The 19896-nt window shown below is 35.8% G+C and carries 18 protein-coding genes and 1 pseudogene; 16 read left to right on the forward strand and 3 right to left on the reverse strand.

Translation table 11 applies throughout. The features are described from left to right. From uvrA to metA, 12 genes are all read left to right on the forward strand, one after another. Positions 1–2381 (forward strand): excinuclease ABC subunit UvrA (gene uvrA / locus ACTTG8_RS07390; protein WP_442561486.1); only part of this gene is annotated, 2381 nt, incomplete at its 5' end. Positions 2382–2384: 3 nt separating this feature from the next. After that, positions 2385–2735, forward strand: coding sequence for a CidA/LrgA family protein (locus tag ACTTG8_RS07395; RefSeq protein WP_442561487.1), 351 nt, complete (start codon positions 2385–2387; stop codon positions 2733–2735). Next, positions 2735–3427 (forward strand): LrgB family protein, encoded by a 693-nt coding sequence (locus tag ACTTG8_RS07400; RefSeq protein ID WP_442561488.1) that lies wholly within the window; start codon positions 2735–2737, stop codon positions 3425–3427. The genes ACTTG8_RS07395 and ACTTG8_RS07400 overlap by 1 nt, the downstream gene beginning before the upstream one ends. A 120-nt stretch (positions 3428–3547) precedes the next feature. Further along, positions 3548–4906, forward strand: coding sequence for an FAD-dependent oxidoreductase (locus ACTTG8_RS07405; protein ID WP_442561489.1), 1359 nt, complete (start codon positions 3548–3550; stop codon positions 4904–4906). A 73-nt stretch (positions 4907–4979) separates the two neighbouring features. After that, entirely contained in the window at positions 4980–6143 is a 1164-nt protein-coding gene (locus tag ACTTG8_RS07410) for an SPFH domain-containing protein (protein ID WP_442561490.1), read from the forward strand. Positions 6144–6210: 67 nt separating this feature from the next. Further along, a complete protein-coding gene (locus ACTTG8_RS07415) occupies positions 6211–7284 on the forward strand; it encodes a hypothetical protein (RefSeq protein ID WP_442561491.1) in 1074 nt (357 codons plus the stop codon). Positions 7285–7301: 17 nt separating this feature from the next. Further along, entirely contained in the window at positions 7302–8141 is an 840-nt protein-coding gene (locus ACTTG8_RS07420; RefSeq protein ID WP_442561492.1) for a TPM domain-containing protein, read from the forward strand. Positions 8142–8344: 203 nt separating this feature from the next. After that, complete coding sequence (locus tag ACTTG8_RS07425) at positions 8345–10948, forward strand: NYN domain-containing protein (protein WP_442561493.1); 2604 nt, start codon at positions 8345–8347, stop codon at positions 10946–10948. A 109-nt stretch (positions 10949–11057) separates the two neighbouring features. Beyond that, a complete protein-coding gene (locus ACTTG8_RS07430; protein WP_442561494.1) occupies positions 11058–11921 on the forward strand; it encodes a hypothetical protein in 864 nt (287 codons plus the stop codon). A 44-nt stretch (positions 11922–11965) separates the two neighbouring features. Beyond that, positions 11966–12664: a pseudouridine synthase gene (locus tag ACTTG8_RS07435; RefSeq protein WP_442561495.1), complete on the forward strand. Its 699-nt coding sequence runs from the start codon at positions 11966–11968 to the stop codon at positions 12662–12664. Positions 12665–12666: 2 nt separating this feature from the next. Further along, entirely contained in the window at positions 12667–14649 is a 1983-nt protein-coding gene (gene ligA, locus ACTTG8_RS07440) for an NAD-dependent DNA ligase LigA (protein WP_442561496.1), read from the forward strand. After that, positions 14639–15550, forward strand: a complete 912-nt coding sequence (gene metA / locus ACTTG8_RS07445; protein WP_442561497.1) for a homoserine O-acetyltransferase MetA — start codon at positions 14639–14641, stop codon at positions 15548–15550. The genes ligA and metA overlap by 11 nt, the downstream gene beginning before the upstream one ends. A 77-nt stretch (positions 15551–15627) precedes the next feature. Here metA and ACTTG8_RS07450 read toward each other — a convergent pair whose 3' ends face one another. From ACTTG8_RS07450 to ACTTG8_RS07460, 3 genes are all read right to left on the reverse strand, one after another. Then, a complete protein-coding gene (locus ACTTG8_RS07450; RefSeq protein ID WP_442561498.1) occupies positions 15628–16341 on the reverse strand; it encodes a hypothetical protein in 714 nt (237 codons plus the stop codon). Between the two features lie 4 nt (positions 16342–16345). Then, positions 16346–16849, reverse strand: coding sequence for a GNAT family N-acetyltransferase (locus ACTTG8_RS07455; RefSeq protein ID WP_442561499.1), 504 nt, complete (start codon positions 16847–16849; stop codon positions 16346–16348). A 79-nt stretch (positions 16850–16928) separates the two neighbouring features. Beyond that, positions 16929–17216, reverse strand: coding sequence for a YerC/YecD family TrpR-related protein (locus ACTTG8_RS07460; RefSeq protein ID WP_442561500.1), 288 nt, complete (start codon positions 17214–17216; stop codon positions 16929–16931). Positions 17217–17348: 132 nt separating this feature from the next. Here ACTTG8_RS07460 and ACTTG8_RS07465 point away from each other — a divergent pair, with 132 nt between their 5' ends. The 4 genes and pseudogenes from ACTTG8_RS07465 to ACTTG8_RS07480 all read left to right on the forward strand — a co-directional run. Next, entirely contained in the window at positions 17349–18824 is a 1476-nt protein-coding gene (locus tag ACTTG8_RS07465; protein WP_442561501.1) for a class I SAM-dependent RNA methyltransferase, read from the forward strand. After that, positions 18821–18982 (forward strand): hypothetical protein, encoded by a 162-nt coding sequence (locus ACTTG8_RS07470; RefSeq protein ID WP_442561502.1) that lies wholly within the window; start codon positions 18821–18823, stop codon positions 18980–18982. The genes ACTTG8_RS07465 and ACTTG8_RS07470 overlap by 4 nt, the downstream gene beginning before the upstream one ends. After that, positions 18983–19270 (forward strand): CD1845 family protein, encoded by a 288-nt coding sequence (locus ACTTG8_RS07475; protein ID WP_442561503.1) that lies wholly within the window; start codon positions 18983–18985, stop codon positions 19268–19270. Between the two features lie 84 nt (positions 19271–19354). Next, positions 19355–19896, forward strand: a pseudogene (locus tag ACTTG8_RS07480) (DUF6017 domain-containing protein); the annotation flags it as partial.

The following is a 19896-nucleotide window of genomic DNA, read 5'->3' on the forward strand; positions in this document are numbered from 1 at the left end:
GGAAAGGTGAGCATGTAAAGGTATTTGAAAGTGCTAAAAAGGCAGGTTTTGTAAGAGTAATGGTAGATGGTGAGATTTATCAGCTTTCAGATGAAATTAAACTTGAAAAGACAAAGAAACATAATATAGAAATAGTAGTTGATCGACTTGTAATTAAGGCAGGGATTGAGAGGCGTATGTCCGACTCAATTGAGCAGATAATGAAACTTTCAGAAGGACTTCTTTTGGTTGAAGTAAATGGAAAAGAGCGACTCAGTTTTTCTTCCAGTTTTTCTTGCCCTGATTGTAATATAAGTCTTGAAGAACTTGAGCCAAGAACATTTTCTTTTAATAATCCTTTCGGAGCCTGCCCTGAGTGTTATGGACTAGGCTATAAGATGGAATTTGACCCTGAGTTAATGATACCTGATAAAAGTCTCAGTCTTTCAGAAGGCTGTATAGTAGTTATGGGTTGGCAGTCTTCTAATAAGAAAGGAAGTTTTACCAACTCAACTCTTGAAGCACTTGCTAAGGCATATAACTTTGATCTTAATACTCCTTTTGAACAGTTGTCTAAAGAAGCTAAAGATGTCTTGTTATATGGGACAAACGGTAAGATTGTAAAGGTACACTATAAAGGGCAGCGAGGAGAAGGTGTGTATGAAGTGCCTTTTGAGGGACTCATTAAGAATGTTGAGAGGCGATATAGGGAAACTTTCTCAGAATCCGGCAAGCAGGAATACGAGAGTTTTATGAGGACAACTCCTTGTAAAGCTTGTGGTGGCAAGCGTCTCAAGCCTACTGCACTTGCAGTAACGGTTGGAGATAAAAACATATCTGAAGTTACGGAACTTTCTATATTGGAAGTAAAGAATTATTTTGAAAATGTAAATTTGACTAAAACTCAGCAGAAAATAGGAGATATGATACTTAGAGAGATAACAGCTCGCTTGTCTTTTTTAAATGATGTGGGACTTGATTATTTGACTTTGTCAAGGGCAACAGGAACTCTTTCGGGAGGAGAGGCACAGCGAATAAGACTTGCAACTCAGATTGGTTCAGGGCTTGTAGGTGTGGCATATATTTTAGATGAGCCAAGTATAGGGCTACACCAGAGAGATAATGACAAGTTGCTTGTATCACTTAAAAACTTAAGAGATATAGGAAATACACTTATTGTAGTTGAACATGATGAAGATACTATGCTCGCTGCAGATTTTATAGTAGACATAGGTCCCGGAGCCGGAGAGCATGGTGGAGAAATTATTGCCAGTGGTACGGCTAAGGATATAATGAAGTGTAAGGAATCTTTAACAGGAGCATATCTTTCGGGCAGACTACAAGTACCGGTTCCTAGTGAACGCAGAAAACCATCCGGTTTTCTTGAGGTTAAGGGGGCAAGGGAGAATAATCTTAAAAATATAGATGTTAAATTTCCACTTGGAATAATGACAGTAGTTACAGGAGTTTCAGGTTCAGGAAAGAGTAGTCTTGTAAATGAGATTCTTTACAAATCGCTTGCAAAAAAATTAAATAAAGCAAGGACAATATCAGGAAAGCACGATGAAATAATCGGAGCAGAAAATCTCGATAAGATTATAGATATAGATCAGTCGCCTATCGGTAGGACTCCTAGGTCAAATCCGGCTACTTATACGGGGGTTTTTGACCTTATAAGAGACTTGTTTGCCGCTACTCAGGATGCAAAGGCAAAGGGGTACAGTAAGGGAAGATTTAGTTTTAATGTAAAGGGGGGGCGCTGTGAGGCTTGCTCAGGTGACGGTATAGTTAAGATAGAAATGAACTTCCTTCCTGATGTATATGTGCCTTGTGAGGTTTGTGAGGGTAAACGTTATAACCGTGAAACTCTAGAGGTGAGATACAAGGGTAAATCAATTTATGATGTATTAAATATGACAGTAGATGAATCGCTTGCCTTTTTTGAGCATATACCTACCATTAGGAGGAAGATTGAAACTCTTAGTGAGGTTGGACTTGGTTATATACGTTTGGGTCAGCCCTCTACTGAACTTTCAGGAGGAGAGGCACAGAGAATTAAGCTGGCAACAGAACTTAGTAAAAGAAGTACCGGAAAGACTATATATGTGTTGGATGAACCTACTACCGGACTTCATTTCGCTGATGTGCATAAGCTTATTAATATTTTGCGTAAATTATCTGAAGGTGGCAATACAGTAATTGTAATCGAGCATAATCTAGATGTTATAAAGACAGCAGATTATATCATAGACATAGGGCCTGAAGGAGGAGCAAGAGGTGGTATGGTGATTGCAGAGGGAACACCTGAGGAGGTAGCAAAGAATAAAAACTCCTATACAGGGGAGTATATAAAGAGGATGTTAGACAGAGAAAAAGAATGGGTAGAGAAAAGAGGTAGATAAGAGATGAAATATTTTAGACAGTTTGGTATTATAATGCTTGTAACCTGTATAGCTGAATCTGTAAAATACTTTATAGATCTTCCTATTCCTGCAAGTGTATACGGGCTTTGCATAATGATGCTATGTCTTTTTACAAAGATAGTTAAGCTTGGAGCAGTAGAAGATACAGCAATCTTTTTAATAGAAATAATGCCTGTCATGTTTATACCGGCAGGCGTAGGACTTCTTACTTCGGTAAATGAACTGAAAGAAATGCTATTGCCTGTACTTGTAATTACGCCTGCTTCTACAATAGTAGTAATGGTAATATCAGGAAGGATTACACAGAGATTACTGGGAAGGAAGAAGAAATAATGAATGGATTAATACAAAACAGCACTACTTTTGGTATAGTTGTAAGTATCATAGGCTATGAAATTGGCTTACTTTTAAGAAAAAGATTCAATTTTGCGATTATAAATCCTTTACTTATATCAATAGTATTTGTAATCGCAGGTATTTTGACATTTCATATAAATTATGCAGATTATAATAAGAGCGCACAGTATTTAAGTTATCTGCTTACCCCTGCCACAGTCAGTCTTGCTGTACCTTTGTATAAGAATTTGATTACTTTGAAAAAAAATGCAGTTGCTATTATTACAGGTATCATTTCCGGTATCTTAGCAAATATGGTATGTATATTCTTACTTGCATTATTATTTAACCTTTCGCATAAAGAATACATTACTCTGCTTCCAAAGTCCATTACTACGGTAATTGGAATGGGAGTTGCAGAGGAGTTTGGAGGAATAGTGGCGATTACGGTTGCTGTTATAATTATAACGGGAATACTTGGAAATATAATTGCAATCACAGTATTTAAGATTTTCAAAATATATGAGCCAATCGCAAGGGGAATAGCCCTAGGCAGTGCGTCTCACGCCATAGGTACAGCAAAGGCTATGGAAATGGGCGAGGTAGAAGGAAGTGTCAGCAGCCTTGCTATGATAGTGAGCGGAATACTGACTTTGGTGGGAGTATCGGCGTTTGCAAATTTGATATAAGAAGTCGGTTATATTCAAAAATTTTCAAAAAATACTACCCCAAATACATTAAAAGTGGTAAAATTGTATATGAGTTACTAAGAGGTAACACAATGTTTAAGAAGAAAAGGGGATAGACCAATGGAGACGGTTAAAAATTTAATTATTGGCTTTGGTAAGGCAGGAAAGACTCTTGCAGGCTTTTTAGGAAACAAGGGAGAGAGTGTAATTTTAATTGAAAAAGATAAAAATATGTATGGAGGAACTTGTATTAATGTGGGCTGTATTCCGTCCAAATTCTTATCAAATAAGGCTACGCTTAGAAAAATATCAAATTCGGATAATGAAACTTATTATAAAGAAACCGTTATTGCTAAGAAAGAACTTATTGCCAAGCTGAATAAAGCAAACTACGATAAAGTGGCAGGAGTACCAAATGTAAAAATAGTTGACGGAACTGCATCTTTTATAAACAGCAATACAGTGGAAGTTGAAACTGCCACAGGAATTGTAGAAATTCAGGCAGAAAGAATATTTATAAATACAGGGCTTGTTCCGGTTGTTCCTAAGATTGAGGGGCTTAATTTATCTGAACGCATTCACACAAGTGAAACTATTATGGATTTGGAAATATTTCCTGAAAGTTTAGCAATAGTAGGAAGTGGTTACATAGGTCTTGAATTTACAAGCACATACTCACTTTTTGGAAGTAAAGTCACAGTGTTTGGGGATAATAATAAGTTTCTTCCAAGAGATGATGAAGATATAGCAGGGCTTGTAAAGGCTGAACTTGAGACACAGGGTGCAGAATTTAGATTAGGTGTGAAAGTAAAAAAATTTGTAGAAGATGCTGACGGAGTAAATATTTATTTTGAAAATGAGGAAGGTAAAGAAGAGGTTAGAAAGTTCTCAGCCGTACTTGTAGCTACCGGCAGACGACCTGATACAGCTGAACTTAAGTTAGAGAAAGCAGGAGTAGCCTTAGGTGAAAGAGGAGAAATAAAGGTTAATGACAGGCTTGAGACAAATGTAGCTAATATATATGCACTGGGGGATGTACATGGGGGGCTTCAGTTTACCTATCTTTCACTTGATGATTTTAGGATTATAAAGAGTGTATTGTTTAATGATGGAAAATATAATCTTAATGAGAGAAAGCATATACCGTTCAATGTATTTGTAATACCTTCACTGGCAAAGGTAGGAATGAATGAGATGGAAGCTAAGGCAGCCGGAATATCTTATAAATTAGCTAAGTTACCTGTAATGGCTATTCCAAAGGCTAAAATTCTCGGTAATCAGGCAGGGTTGTTTAAGGTGCTGATAGATGAAAAGACAGGGAAGATACTTGGTGCAAACTTGTTTGGAGTAGAGGCACATGAGATAATAAACTTATTCACGCTGGCGATGAATGAGGGAATTAGTTATGAAAGTTTAAGAGATCAGATTTATACACATCCTACAATGGTAGAATCTTTCAATGATTTATTAAATGTTTAAAGCTATTTAGGTAAGAGTATGGTATAATTAAGAAAGTGCCACAAACAATTTAATAGGAAAGGGAGGAAAGGTTATGGGACTTATTAGAGCAATAACAGGAGCAGTGGGAGGTACACTTGGGGATCAGTGGAAAGAGTATTTTTATTGTGAATCTCTTCCGGCTGATGTATTGGTAAGAAAAGGAACAAAGAGAATAGGTGGAAAATCCTCCAATAAGCATGGCAATGATAATGTAATTACTGATGGTTCAGGAATTGCTGTTGCAGACGGACAGTGTCTTATTATAGTAAATAATGGCAAGGTAAGTGAAATTTGTGCTGAGCCGGGTGAATACACATTTGACTCAGGAGAATCTCCAACAGTATTCTCAGGAAATCTTGGAGAGAGTGTTGGAGCAGTATTTAAGGATATGCTCTCAAGATTCAGCTATGGTGGAGAGGCCGGCAAGGATCAGAGAGTTTATTATTTTAATACAAAAGAACTTACAGACAATAAATTCGGTACACCTAATCCAATTCCATTCAGAGTGCTTGATATGAATGTCGGACTGGATGTAGATGTATCGGTACGCTGTTCAGGTGTTTATTCCTATAAAATACAGAATCCAATCCTTTTCTATCAAAATGTATGTGGAAATATTATGGATGAATTTACAAGAGATGAGATAGATGCACAGCTTAAGACAGAGTTTATTTCTGCACTTCAGCCTGCTTTTGGTAAGCTTAGCGAGCAGGGAATAAGACCTAGTGGACTTCCGGCTCATGCGATGGAACTTGCAGACTTGATGGATGAGGTGCTTTCTAAGAAATGGAAAGAACTTAGAGGACTTGATATAATTTCAGTAGCACTTAATCCTATTACTCTTTCGGATGAAGATGCTGCACTCATAAAGAATCTTCAGATGACCGGAGCTTTTAGAAATCCTACTATGGCAGCAGCAAATCTTGCACAGGCTCAGGCAGATGCAATGAGGACTGCAGCAGGCAACTCAGGTGGAGCTATGATGGGCTTTATGGGGATGAATATGGCGAGTCAGGCAGGTGGCATGAATGCAAATAATCTTTACCAGATGGGTGCTATGCAGGGTGGTGGACAGTATGGACAGCAAATAAACGGTCAGCCTATGCAAGGGCAGCCTGTAGCACCGACAGGTGGAGAGATGCAGTGGTTCTGTCCAAACTGTGGCAATAAAAATGCCGGTAATTTCTGTGTAAAATGTGGATGCAAACGACCATAAAACTTATTTTAATAGTCGCTATATATTAAGACTAAAGAATAAAAATTTTATGAGCAAGGGGGATTTTATGGTTTTAATGGATTATAAGTGTCCTAACTGTGGTGGTGCAATAAACTTTGATACCTCATCCCAGAGAATGAAGTGTCCATTCTGTGATACAGAGTTTGATATGGACACTTTGAAAGATTATGATAATATACTTAAAGAAGATGGTGACGGAGAGATAAACTGGTCTGCACCTAAAGGAAAATGGGCAGATGGTGAACAGGATGGATTGAATGTTTATGTATGTAAGTCCTGTGGTGGGGAAATAGTTGGAGACGATACCATGGGGGCTACCTCCTGCCCATACTGTGATAACCCTGTAGTAATGAGTGGAAAATGGGAAAAGGGACTTCGCCCTGACCTTGTAATACCGTTTAAATTTGATAAGAAACAGGCAAAGCTGAAATTCTCAGAATATTTAAAAGGAAAGTTTTTGCTCCCTAAGGTATTTAAGTCTGAGAATCATATAGAAGAAATAAAAGGACTTTATGTACCTTTCTGGCTTTATGATGCTGACACAGACAGCAGAATAAGGTATGATGCGAGGTCTGTGAGAACTTGGAGTGATAGTAATTATAGCTATACAGAAACCAGCTATTATTCAGTAACAAGAGCCGGAAAACTTGGGTTTAAGGCAGTACCGGCAGATGCCTCAGCTAAGATGGATGATGTACTTATGCAGTCTATTGAACCTTATGATCTTAGGGAGGCAGTAGATTTCCAAACAGCTTACCTTGCAGGTTTTCTGGCAGATAAATATGATGTAAACGCTGATGAGCAGAAGGATATAGTTAATAAACGCATAAATCAATCCGTTTCAGAAATTTTCAGAAATACCGTTCGTGGTTATAGTTCAGTGAGTGTGGAGCAGTCAACCATAAATATTGATAATAAATTAACAAGATATGCTCTTTATCCGGTATGGGTACTTACAACGAGGTGGAGGGATAAGGCTTATATATTTGCTATGAATGGACAGACAGGTAAATTTGTAGGTGATCTTCCAGTAGATAAGAGCTTGAGAACGGCGTTATTTGTGGGGATAAGTGTTGTAACAGCAACAATTCTCTTTCTTATTTTATACTTTGTAGCATAGAGGGGAGGGAATGAAAAATGAAGAAAAATAAAATTGGTAAAAAATTGTATTTTTTGGTGATGTCTCTCATACTTATGCTTTCTTTTACAAGCAGTTTCAATACTGTATTTACTAAGGTATACGCAGAGGATAGACTGCCAAGATTGCAGGATGAGGCAGATGTTCTGACAGAAGAGGAAGAGACAAATCTTCTTAAGAAGTTAGATGAGATAAGTAATAGGCAGCAAATAGATGTAGCTATACTTACAATGAAAAATCAAGCAGATAAAAGCGATATTACAGCTTATGCAGATGATTATTTTGACTATAACGGATTTGGATTCGGTTCGGACGGAGATGGTCTTGTCTTGGTGATGGATTATGGCTCAAGAGTTTGGGCTATATCCACAAAGGGTAAGGCGATAACTATATTTACAGATGCAGGTCAGAAGTATATTACAGATAAAATTATGCCATATCTTTCTGATGGAGATTCATACAAAGGTTTTGAAACATATGCGGAACTTTGCGATAAGTATATCGAAAAGGCAAAGGAGGGCAAGCCTTATGATGTAGACAATCTTCCGAAGGAGAGAAATATATTCTTCATCATTGCAGGGGCTGTGATACCGGCACTTTTACTGGCAGCTATAATTTGTGGAAGACTTACTTCACAGCTAAAGACTGTGGCAGAACAGTACCAGGCAGATAACTATGTGTTGAAGGGCAGTTTTAATGTTACAGATGCACAGGATTTATTCTTATATAAGAATGTAGTAAAGACTAAAATAGAAAAATCTTCAAGTTCATCAGGAGGCAGTAGTACACATACCAGTAGTTCAGGAAGTACGCATGGAGGCAGTAGTGGTAGTTTCTAATAAAATTAATAAAAATAACTCAAAGTTACTTGCTAAATATCGTAAAAGATTCTATGATATTTAAAAAGGACTGATAAAGTAAAGGTCACAGAAAGTTCTTCTGTGACTTTTTTGTGGAATAGGTAATATTTTTTAAAATTTTTACTCACCAAAAATCTCTCAGAGGATTTATTTAAATAAAATAAGATTTTAGAGGAAAAAATATGGCACATATAGTTTTTGGAATACTGGCACAGGTAGATGCAGGAAAGACTACTCTTTCTGAGAGTCTTCTTTTTTCGAGTGGAATGTTAAAAAAAGTAGGACGAGTTGACAAAAAGGATGCTTTTTTAGATAATTACGAACTTGAGAGGGAGAGAGGGATTACCATTTTCTCTAAGCAAGCAGAATTTTCTGCTTTTAACAAAGATTTTACACTTTTAGACACTCCGGGACATGTGGACTTTTCAGTGGAGATGGAGAGGGTTCTGTCGGTACTTGATGCAGCTATTTTAGTTGTAAGTGCCTCTGCAGGCGTGCAGTCTCAGGTATTAGCCATTTGGAAACTATTAAAACATTACTTAGTGCCAACATTTATTTTTGTAAATAAAATGGATCAGCCAGGGACTTCAAGAGAGAAGATAATAAAAGAACTGAAAGAAAAGCTGGATTCTAATATAATAAGTTATATGGATGATAGGTCAAAAGACTATGGAAACTTTCTTGAAGAAGTATCATTGTGTGATGAAAATGTACTTGAAAACTATATGGAAAATGGACAAATAGGTTTACCAGAAATACAAAACCTTATACAGCATCGTAAATTTTTTCCTGTATTTTTTGGTTCGGCTCTTAAAAATGAAGGTGTAGATGAATTGCTTGAGAGTTTTGCAAAACTTAATATTTCGCCTAAATATGGAGAAAACTTTTCAGCCAGAGTTTTTAAAATAGCAAGAGATGTGGCCAGTAATCGCCTTACTTATATGAAGATTACAGGGGGAAGTCTTTCCGTAAGAGAAATGATAGGGGAAGAAAAAGTAACAGGAATAAGGGTTTATTCGGGAGAAAAATTTGAAAATAAGGATAGAATAGAGGCAGGAGAAGTTTGTGCAGTGGTAGGACTTAAAGGGACTAAAGCAGGGGAAGGGCTTGGAGAACTGGCAGGTACTAGGGTAGGAAGTATACTAAGGCAGGTTATGAGTTACAAGATAGAACTTCCCGAAAATGAGCCTGTTCATGTATTTTTACCTAAAATTAGGGAACTTTCGGAGGAAATACCTGAACTTTTGTTAAAATATTCAGAGGATACAAAGGAAATAAATATCTCTCTTATGGGCGAAGTACAGACTGAAGTTATTAAGCATATAATAAAAGAAAGATACAATATAGATATAAAATTTGGAGATGGCAATATACTTTATAAAGAAACCATAGCAGAAACAGTTTATGGAGTAGGGCATTTTGAACCGCTAAGACACTATGCTGAAGTGGAATTAAGGCTTGAACCGACTGAAAGGGGAAGCGGACTTAGCTTTGCAAGTGAGGTGAGCGAAGATGAACTGGCTATCAATTATCAAAAGTTAATTCTTGGGCATTTAGAAGAAAAGGAATATAAGGGAGTGCTTACAGGTTCGGCGATTACAGATATGAAGATTATATTAGTAGCCGGCAAGGCACATCTAAAGCATACTGAGGGAGGAGACTTCAGGCAGGCAACTTATAGGGCAGTAAGACAGGGACTTATGCAGGCGAGGTCTGTACTTCTTGAACCTATGTATGAATTTAAGCTGGAAGTTCCTGAAGAAGCCATAGGCAAGGCTATGACGGATATAGGAAAAATGAACGGAAGTTTCGGCTCTCCTGAAAATATAGTGGGCAAGGCTATATTGACGGGAAAAATGCCTGTTTCAGAAGTGAAAGACTATGCACTGGAACTTAGAGCCTACACGAAGGGAGAAGGCAGTCTTATACTTACTCCGACAGATTATGAAATCTGCCATAATACAGATGAGGTGATAGAAAGATTGCAGTACTATCCTGAGGCAGATTTGGAAAACACTGCGGATTCTGTATTTTGTACACATGGGGCAGGCTTTGTAGTACCTTGGAATGAGGTAATAAACTATATGCATCTTCCTTATTTTGGTCAGGTTAAGCAGGAAGAAACAGACGAAGAGATATTTTTAAGATATGCAAGTAGGTCTGAAAGCCAAGTAGGAAGTGAAAGAGGGGAGATATTTTTAGGAACAGATGAGATAGAGGGTATTTTACATTCAGCCGTTTCTTCAAATAAGAAAAAATCCGAGGAGTCAGCTAGAAACCGATGGAAGGGCAGAAGTAAGACTGAGTCAGTTTCAGTAAATACAACAGGGGGTTCGGTTCGTAGCAGTATCGGAAAAAATGATTATCTTCTTGTAGATGGATATAACATCATTTTTGCATGGCAGGAATTGAAGGAACTTGCAAATATTAACATAGATAGTGCGAGAGATAAACTTATAGAAAGGTTGGCTAATTATCAGGGCTATAAAGGTTGTAAGCTGATACTGGTTTTTGATGCTTATAAGGTGCGTGGTGGCAAAGAAAATGTAATAAAGCATGGAAATATTTGTATTGTATATACTAGGGAGGCAGAAACTGCAGATCAGTATATAGCAAAGGCGAGCCTTGAACTTACAAAAGATGGGATGGTAAGGGTTGCAACCTCTGATGCACTGGTGCAGATGATAATTTTTGGAAGTGGTGCAGCAAGGCTTTCAGCAAGAGACCTTGAGGTGGAAGTAAAATATGTAGAAGGACTGATTGCGGAGAAACTGGAAAAGTTGTAAGGCTTAACAGCTACAAAAATTTGTTCTTATTTTCCTGTTTCCTTGAATTAAAAACTTAAAAATAGTATAATAGCGAGAGTTATAAGTTTAGATTTAAGAGAGGTTAGTAATGCGTTTTAAGTATAAAAAAATGATAATAACAGCGAGTAGTTCAGCTATGTTTCTAGGAATGCTGATATTTTCTACAAAAAGTCCATTAGACACAAAGGCATCTAATGGAGTAGTACAAAATGGTGGAAGTACGGTTAAAGTAGAAGGCAACGCATCTATAAGTATAGTAGGTGATGGAAGTGCAGTTTCTTCATCAGGCATTGTATCAGGTGGGGGAACTGATGTAGGAAGTGCAGATAATGCAAGAGGAATAAGCATATTGATGAAAAATGCTTATCCTGAAGTAAATAAGCTTGTGACAGAATACTTAAATGCAAAGGTAGCTGTAGATAAGGATAAGATAGCAATGTTGGTTGATAATGTGACTTATGCCGGCATTGAAGAATTAACTCTGATGATGAAAAATGTAGAAAGTATAAAGCTTGTGGACTGTTATACCATAGATGGACCTGAAGACAAGGCGATGATGGCTTACGCAAGGACAGAAACTAAGATAAAAGGGATAGATACAGCAGCCTCAGGTGTAGATGGATTTTATATAAGACCGGATGTCAATGGAGAACTTAAGATAGTTTTAGCACCGATAGTGAATGAAATTCAAAAAATAATTGATGAAGATACGAAGAGGGATGATGTTGCAGCGCTGCTTTCAGATGTGAATACAAAATTTGCACATGAAATAAAAAGTGATAAAAAACTTGCACAGTTCTTTGACAGGCTTAAGAATAGGAAGGCAGGCAGTGATGAAAATATAGATATATCTGAAATTAAAGATACTGATAAGGATGACAAAGATAAAAAATCAGATAAAAGCACTTCTTCTAAAAAAAAGAAAAAGAAAAAAGTAAAAAAAGAAAATTAGAATATAGCCTATAAAGGATGATAAGAAAATAGGTGATTATGGAAATGGTAAGAATAAATAAATATTTAAGCGAGGCTGGTGTCTGCTCAAGGCGTGGAGCAGACAAGCTAATAAAAGAGGGCAGGGTATTAATCAATAGAAACCTTGCCTTTTTAGGTTCGGTAGTAAATGAGGGTGATGAAGTACAGGTTGATGAAATTATTGTAAGAACATCATCAAAGAAGATTCTTATAGCCTTTAATAAGCCGAGAGGAATAGTATGTACAACAGCAGACCCTAAGTCAAAAGATACGAATATAATAGAATACATAGGCTATCCTGAGCGTATATTTCCAATGGGAAGACTTGATAAAGAGTCAGAAGGTCTTATTCTTTTAAGTAATGATGGAGATATGTCTAACAAGTTAATGAAGGCAAGGAATAATCATGAAAAAGAATATGAAGTAGAAGTAAATAGACCGTTTGATGATGTATTTCTGAAAGGAATGTCGGAGGGTGTGCCTATTCTTGATACTGTAACAAGGAAATGCACCTTAAAGCGTACAGGAAAAACAACTTTTAATATAATTCTTACTCAGGGACTGAACAGGCAGATTAGAAGAATGTGTGAATACTTTGGTTATAAGGTAGTGAAATTAAGAAGAATAAGGATAATGAATATAAAACTTGGCAACCTAAAGTTGGGAGCTTATAGAAATGTAACGGATAAAGAGTATGCAGAGCTTATTAAGGGATTGAGGTAGATATGGACATCAACAAAAAAAAGCAGAGAATGAAAGAGCTTATAGATATACTTGATAAGGCGGCTAAGGCTTATTATGCTGAAAGCACTGAAATCATGAGTAATGTGGAATATGATAAGCTATATGATGAACTTGAAGTACTTGAAAATGAAACAGGAATAGTGCTTGCAGGTAGCCTTACAAGAAAAGTGGGCTATGAAGTGCTAAGTTCTCTGCCTAAGAAAGCACATAAAGAACCAAGACTTTCACTTAGTAAAACCAAGGAAGTTGGGGAACTTATTTCGTTCTTAGGTGATAAAGAGGGAATACTTATGTGGAAGTTAGATGGACTAACCATAGTCCTTACTTATGAAAATGGAGAACTTGTTGAGGCTTTAACTCGTGGAAATGGAGAAATAGGAGAGGTTGTTACTGAAAATGCAAGATTTTTTGAAAACATTCCGCTTGTGATTCCATATAAAGGTAGACTTATGGTAAGAGGTGAGGCAATAATTAAATACTCAGATTTCAACCGTATAAATGATGAAATTACTGAAGTAGCTGAGAAATATAAGAATCCTAGAAATCTTTGCAGTGGTTCTGTAAGACAGCTTTCTACGGAGATTACCGCTAAAAGGAATGTGAATTTTATAGTTTATGAGGACTTAGAGGGAGGAGAGAAATTTAAGACAAGGGAAGAAGAACTGAACTATCTTGAAAGCCTTGGATTTAGTGTGGTTGAGCATCCTTTGGTTAGTAAAGAAAATATTGCGGAAGAGGTAAAAAAATATTCAGATAAAATTAAAAATTCGGATTTACCTTCAGATGGATTGGTTTTGCAGTTTAATGATATAGCCTATGGCAACAGTCTTGGTAATACTGCCAAATTTCCAAGACATTCTCTCGCCTTTAAATGGAGGGATGAAACTGCTGAAACAACCCTGCGTGAGATAGAGTGGTCGGCATCAAGGACAGGGCTTATTAATCCGGTAGCGATATTTGATGCGGTAGAACTTGAGGGAACAACTGTCACAAGGGCGAGTGTGCATAATGTGAGTATAATGCGCAGCCTTAAACTGGGAGTTGGTGATAAAATAAAGGTTTACAAGGCGAATATGATAATTCCGCAGATTTTGGAAAATATTACGCAAAGTTCATCAGAACAGATTCCTAAAACCTGTCCGGTGTGTGGAGAAAAGACGGAACTTAGGGATGATGAGGGAATACAGACACTTTATTGTACAAATCCTGATTGTATGGCAAAGAAAATAAAACTGCTTACACATTTCGTAAGCAGAGATGCCATGAATATTGCAGGACTTTCTGAAATGACTTTAGAAAAATTTGTATCAGAAAACATGATTCATGAATTGAGCGATGTATTTAAGCTTGCAAGATATAGAGAAAAGATAGTGACTATGGAGGGCTTTGGAGAAAAATCATACAATAATCTCATAGAAAGTATTGATAAAGCAAGGAAAACTACGGCGGTAAGGTTGATTTACAGCTTAGGTATAGCCAATATAGGACTTGCAACAGCTAAGTTAATTTGCAGATTTTTTAACAATGACATAGATAAGATAATAAGGGCAAAAATTGAGGAACTTACTCAAATAGACGGCATAGGAGAAATAATGGCAAAGGTTTTTGTTGATTATTTCAATAAGGCAGAAAATGTAGAGAGGCTTGGAAACTTGATTGCCGAGTTACAGCTTGAAAGGGAGGAAAAAGCTGAAGTAAACAGTGCAGAGACTAATGAAATAGCAGGCAAGACCTTTGTTATAACAGGTGATGTGGAGAAGTTTAAGAACCGTAGGGAACTTTCGGATTTTATAGAAGAAAAAGGGGGCAAGGTAACAAGCTCAGTTACAGGTAAGACAAATTATCTAATCAACAATGATGTAAATTCTAACTCAGGCAAGAATAAGAAAGCTAAGGAGCTTGGAGTTAAGATAATAAATGAGGATGAATTTTTAGCACTTATAGGAGGTAGAAATGCCAATTAAGGTAAAAAATAATTTTCCTGCAAAAAAAATTTTGGAAGATGAAAATATTTTTATCATGGATGAAAACAGGGCGATGACTCAGGATATTCGTCCTTTGGAAATACTTGTATTAAATTTGATGCCACTTAAAGAAGATACAGAAGTACAGCTTATGCGAGCATTGTCCAATACACCACTTCAGGTAAATATTACATTTTTAACTACTGAAAGTTATGTAGGAAAAAATACCCAAACCAATCATTTAGACGAATTTTATCTAACATTTTCAGAAATAGAGCATAAAAAATATGACGGGCTTATAATTACAGGTGCACCTGTTGAAACTTTAAAATATGAAGAAGTGGCATACTGGAAAGAACTCTGTCAGATTATGGATTGGGCTAAATCCCATGTAACATCTACCTTACACCTGTGCTGGGCTGCTATGGCAGGAATGTACTACTATTATGGAGTTGATAAGTATCAGTTTGATGAAAAACTTTTTGGAATCTATCCTCACAGAGTCTACAACAAAAAAGAACCATTAGTAAGGGGATTTGATGATTATTTTTATGCACCTCACTCAAGACATACAGGTATAAAGAGAGAAGATATTGCAAACAATGAAGATTTAATTATACTTGCAGAATCTGAGGCTGCAGGGGTATTTCTTTTTATGACAAAGGATGGAAGTAAAATATTTGTGATGGGGCATCCTGAGTATGACAGAATCACTTTAGGTGCTGAATATAAAAGAGATATGGACAAGGGATTGCCTATAGAAATTCCAAAGAATTATTATCCTGAAAATAATCCTGAGAATAGGCCTGTTCTTTCATGGAGGGCACATGCCAATACTCTTTACACGAACTGGATAAATTATTATATTTATCAGAATACACCTTATGATTTTACATCATGATAAAAAGTGGCTACGGTTTATAAGTAAGATTGTAGCCACTTTTTTGATGTGGGGATTAAAAAATAACAAATTCTCTTTTAACTAAATTTATTCTTTTGATAGTTATAATCAGCCAAAGTTTGGTTTGATGAGTGTTTATGAAATGCGAGAAATTTTGTACTTCTAATAATATCAGTATCCTTACAATCATTTACAGCCTTATTTTGAGTGATTAATTTCTCCCTATAATTTACCCAATCTTCATATAATTTTTTTACATTATCGTGGTAAAGTATATTTGTACATAATTCTTCTTCTTGCACTGTTTTATTAGTGATAACAATAAAGAATCTTCTGCCAAATAATTCGTCTAATATTTTAAAATCCAAATTTCCCATTTCTTTCATAAGGTATATACTTTCGAAGAAAGTTAAATAATTTATCAATACTTCTTTTCCATCATCATTATCAAGAAAAGTTTTTACTGAATTTGAATTAGTATCATATTGATTATTAGATACATTACCATAAGCAAATCCACTATCTGCATATTCATTCCAACAAGTTATAAACAATTTTGAAAATCCTTTTGAGTTAGAAAAAGTTTCTTGCAAGCCCATTACAAAATCAGCTTTAGCTATATCCGTTCCTTGTTTAATCTGAACAAATACAGCAACAGCAGCTGATAAGGAGATGAGAGTAATTATAGTGTCTTTTAATTTTTCATTAGTAATGCTAAAATATGCAGTAATTGCAATAACCATTAAAGTAATCAGTATAATTGTGAATTTTCCTGTGATTTTTTTGAACATTATTTTATGCCTCCAAAAGTTCTAATAAAAAAATATATCTTTCGTATCGGTTGTTTTTAACTACTTTAAGTTTATTGTCAAATTTGAAATTGGTTAAAACTTTTTGGCTAGGAATATTTTTAGGATGTACCGTAGCTACAATTTTATTGATTCCTATTTTTTTAGCATGTTCTAACAAATTTCCAAGTATTTGTTTCATAATTCCCTTATTTCTATAGTCTGAGCGAATCATTGCTCTTCCGTACTGTGCAATATTATCATTTTTAATACCTAAAGCCTTACAGCTCTCTCCGAATTCATGCTCATTGAAAAATAATCCTGCTGCTCCGATTAATTCATCTCCATCAAAAGCACCTAAAAAGTAAGTCCAGCTTTCTTCAAAAAAATGTTCTCTTGACTTATCTGTTATTGGTAGCCAAAAAGTTTCATCTTCCAAATTGTCTTCAACATTCTTTATTAAATCCTCAAGTTTTTGACTATCTGATTTGTCAAGTTTTCTAATTTCCATTTAACACCTCGTAAACTTAATTTTTAATATACTTATCTATTTGTTTTGTAAGCGAATAATGATATTTAGTCTAATAGATTTAAGAATGAAGTCTTTTCATAATCATGTTATATCCGTCATTTCCATAAGTAAGGGAGCGGTTCACCCTACTTATTGTAGCAGTGGATGCTCCTGTTGCCTCAGCGATATCTATATAAGTTTTGCCCTCGGTTAACATCTTGGCAACCATAAGTCTTTGAGATATTGTAAAAAGTTCGTTTATAGTGCAGATATCCTCAAAAAAATTGTAACATTCTTCCCTGCTCTCAAGGCTTAGTACAGCATCAAAAAAATAGTCCATTGCAGGAGTTTTTAATTTGTTATTCATTTTTAATCTCCAAAATATTTTTATATAATTTTATCACTTTACAAAAATAAAGTAAAGAGTAAATATTAGAGTTTGGTTTTTATTTAAAATTTGATATAATAAGATATTATAGAAAGAATGAGGAGCATAAAATTGAAAAAAGGTGAAATAGCAGAGGGAATAGTAAGTTATGTGGACTTTCCGGATAAGGGGATAATAATACTTGAAGATGATGAGAGAAAGGTTGTACTTAAGGGTGGCATAGAAGGGCAGAAGGTAAGATTTAGGGTTCAAAAAAGAAGAAATGATAGGTACGAATCCTGTATAGAGGAAGTACTAGAAAAATCTTATAAAGAAACTAGAGAACCTGCTTGCAAAAATTATGGACTTTGTGGAGGCTGTTCTTATCACACCATACCTTATGAGGAACAACTTAAGTTAAAGAGTTTTCAAGTGAAAAAGATGCTTGATAGAGTAATAACCACTGAATATGAATATGAAGAAATACTTGGAAGTCCTACGGAGTGGGAAACAAGAAATAAGATGGAATATGCTTTCGGTGATAGCTATAAGGGTGGACCGATGTCACTTGGTCTGCATAAAAGGGGACATTTTCACGATATTTTATACACTGATGACTGCAAGATAGTAAATGATGATTTTAATAAGATATTAAGATGTGTATTTGAACATTTTAATAAGGCGGAAATTTCATTTTACAATAAAGCCATGCATAGAGGCTATCTTAGACATCTGCTTGTAAGAAGAGCATCTAAAACAGGAGAAATTCTGATAGCCCTTGAAACATCATCAGACTTTATTACTAAATCAGAGAAAAGTGCAATGGAAATGGACAGCCTTAAGGAATTTTTGGTTTCATCAAATGCGTTTTATGATAAAAATAGAGAACAGAGTCAGTTGGAAAAAGATATTTTAGCTGAAATGGCAAGGAAATTAAGAGAGGTCTGCTTAGATGGAAATATAGTAGGTATTATTCACCTTATAAATAATGGAGTTTCAGATGATGTAAAGGCTGAAAAACAGCACATTCTTTTTGGAAGAGATTATATAAATGAGGAATTACTTGGGCTTAAATTTAAAATTACTACTTTTTCATTTTTTCAAACTAATTCTCTTGGAGCAGAGGTACTTTACAGTAAGGTAAGGGAATATGTGGGCAATAATGAGGGGAATGTAGTCTACGACCTTTACAGCGGAACGGGAACTATAGGGCAGATAATTTCACCTGTAGCTAGGAAGGTAATAGGTATAGAAATAGTGGAAGAGGCAGTAAAGGCAGCAAATGAAAATGCTAAGTTAAACGGTCTTACCAATACGGAGTTTTTGGCAGGCGATGTGTTTAAGGTGTTGGATGAAGTTGGTGAAAGTCCTGACTTTATAATTCTTGATCCACCAAGAGATGGAGTTTCTCCTAAGGCATTAAAAAGGGTTATAGGCTATGGAGTTGATGGTATAGTATATATAGCCTGCAAGCCGACAAGTCTCGTTAGAGACATACCTGAGTTTGAGGCAGCAGGATATAGGGTGGAGAAAGTCTGTCTGTGTGATATGTTTCCGGAGACGCTGCATGTGGAGACCATAGCGTTGATACAAAGAGTGAAATCGTGAAAATCCTGCATTTTAAGCAGTTTTATAAACATTATGTGTTTGTAGAAGATGGCGAAGGTGGGAGAAAAAAACTCCTAAAAAATTATATAGATGTGAATGTTTGCATTGATATGGTGTGTGGAGATACAAAGAATGTTTTTGAAAGTGAGGACGAATAAATGATAAGATGGATAATAAAAATAATTTTGTTTCCAATCAGCTTGACTTTAAGTATCCTCACTGCCTTTCTGACATTTCTGCTTAGCATAGGCACAGCAATCCTATATTTGCTGATGCTAATGTGTGTGTTTACGGCAATAGGTTCGTTCTTTATGCTGCACAATACAAAAGCAGCAATAGAAGCACTCATCATCGGATTTCTGCTAAGCCCTTACGGAATACCGATGATTGGAGCGGCAATAATAGCTTTTATACAGGGAATCAATGAAGCGATAAAATCAATATAAAAAAATATAAAACTGTTACCAAAGGCGATAGAAAAAACTATCGTCTTTTTCTATGCGAAAAAATATGGAAAGGAGAGCTTTTAGATGAGTATGTATTTATTTGATGAACAGCCTATCATTGCAAATAAGACATTGGCAAGAGAAATAGGATTAAACGAAGCTCTTATCTTGCAACAAATCAACTACTGGATAGAAATCAATAAGAAATCCGGCAACAACTACTATGACGGAAGATACTGGACATATAACTCCATAAGGGCATGGCAGGAAAATGACTTTGACTATATGAGTCTTGATACTGTAAAAAGGACTTTTTCAAAGCTTGAAAAAGCAGGATTTCTACTTGTAGGAAACTATAATAAAGATCCGAGGGATAAGACAAAATGGTACACCATAAATACTGAGAAATTAGAAGAACTTTATGCTGAGATTGAAGATAAAAAACAAAAAGAAGAATTAAAAGCCTTAGAAAAAGCCATGCCCAATGCATTAGTGCAAAATGCACCAATGGAAAGGTGCAAAATGCACCAATGCATAAGTGCAGATTGCACCGATGCATCAGGGCAAAATGCACCAATGCAATGTGGCAATATGCCCCAACCATTACCAGAGATTACTACAAATAA

The sequence above is a fragment of the Catonella sp. genome (genome assembly GCF_052173895.1).
Lineage (GTDB): Bacteria > Bacillota > Clostridia > Lachnospirales > Lachnospiraceae > Catonella.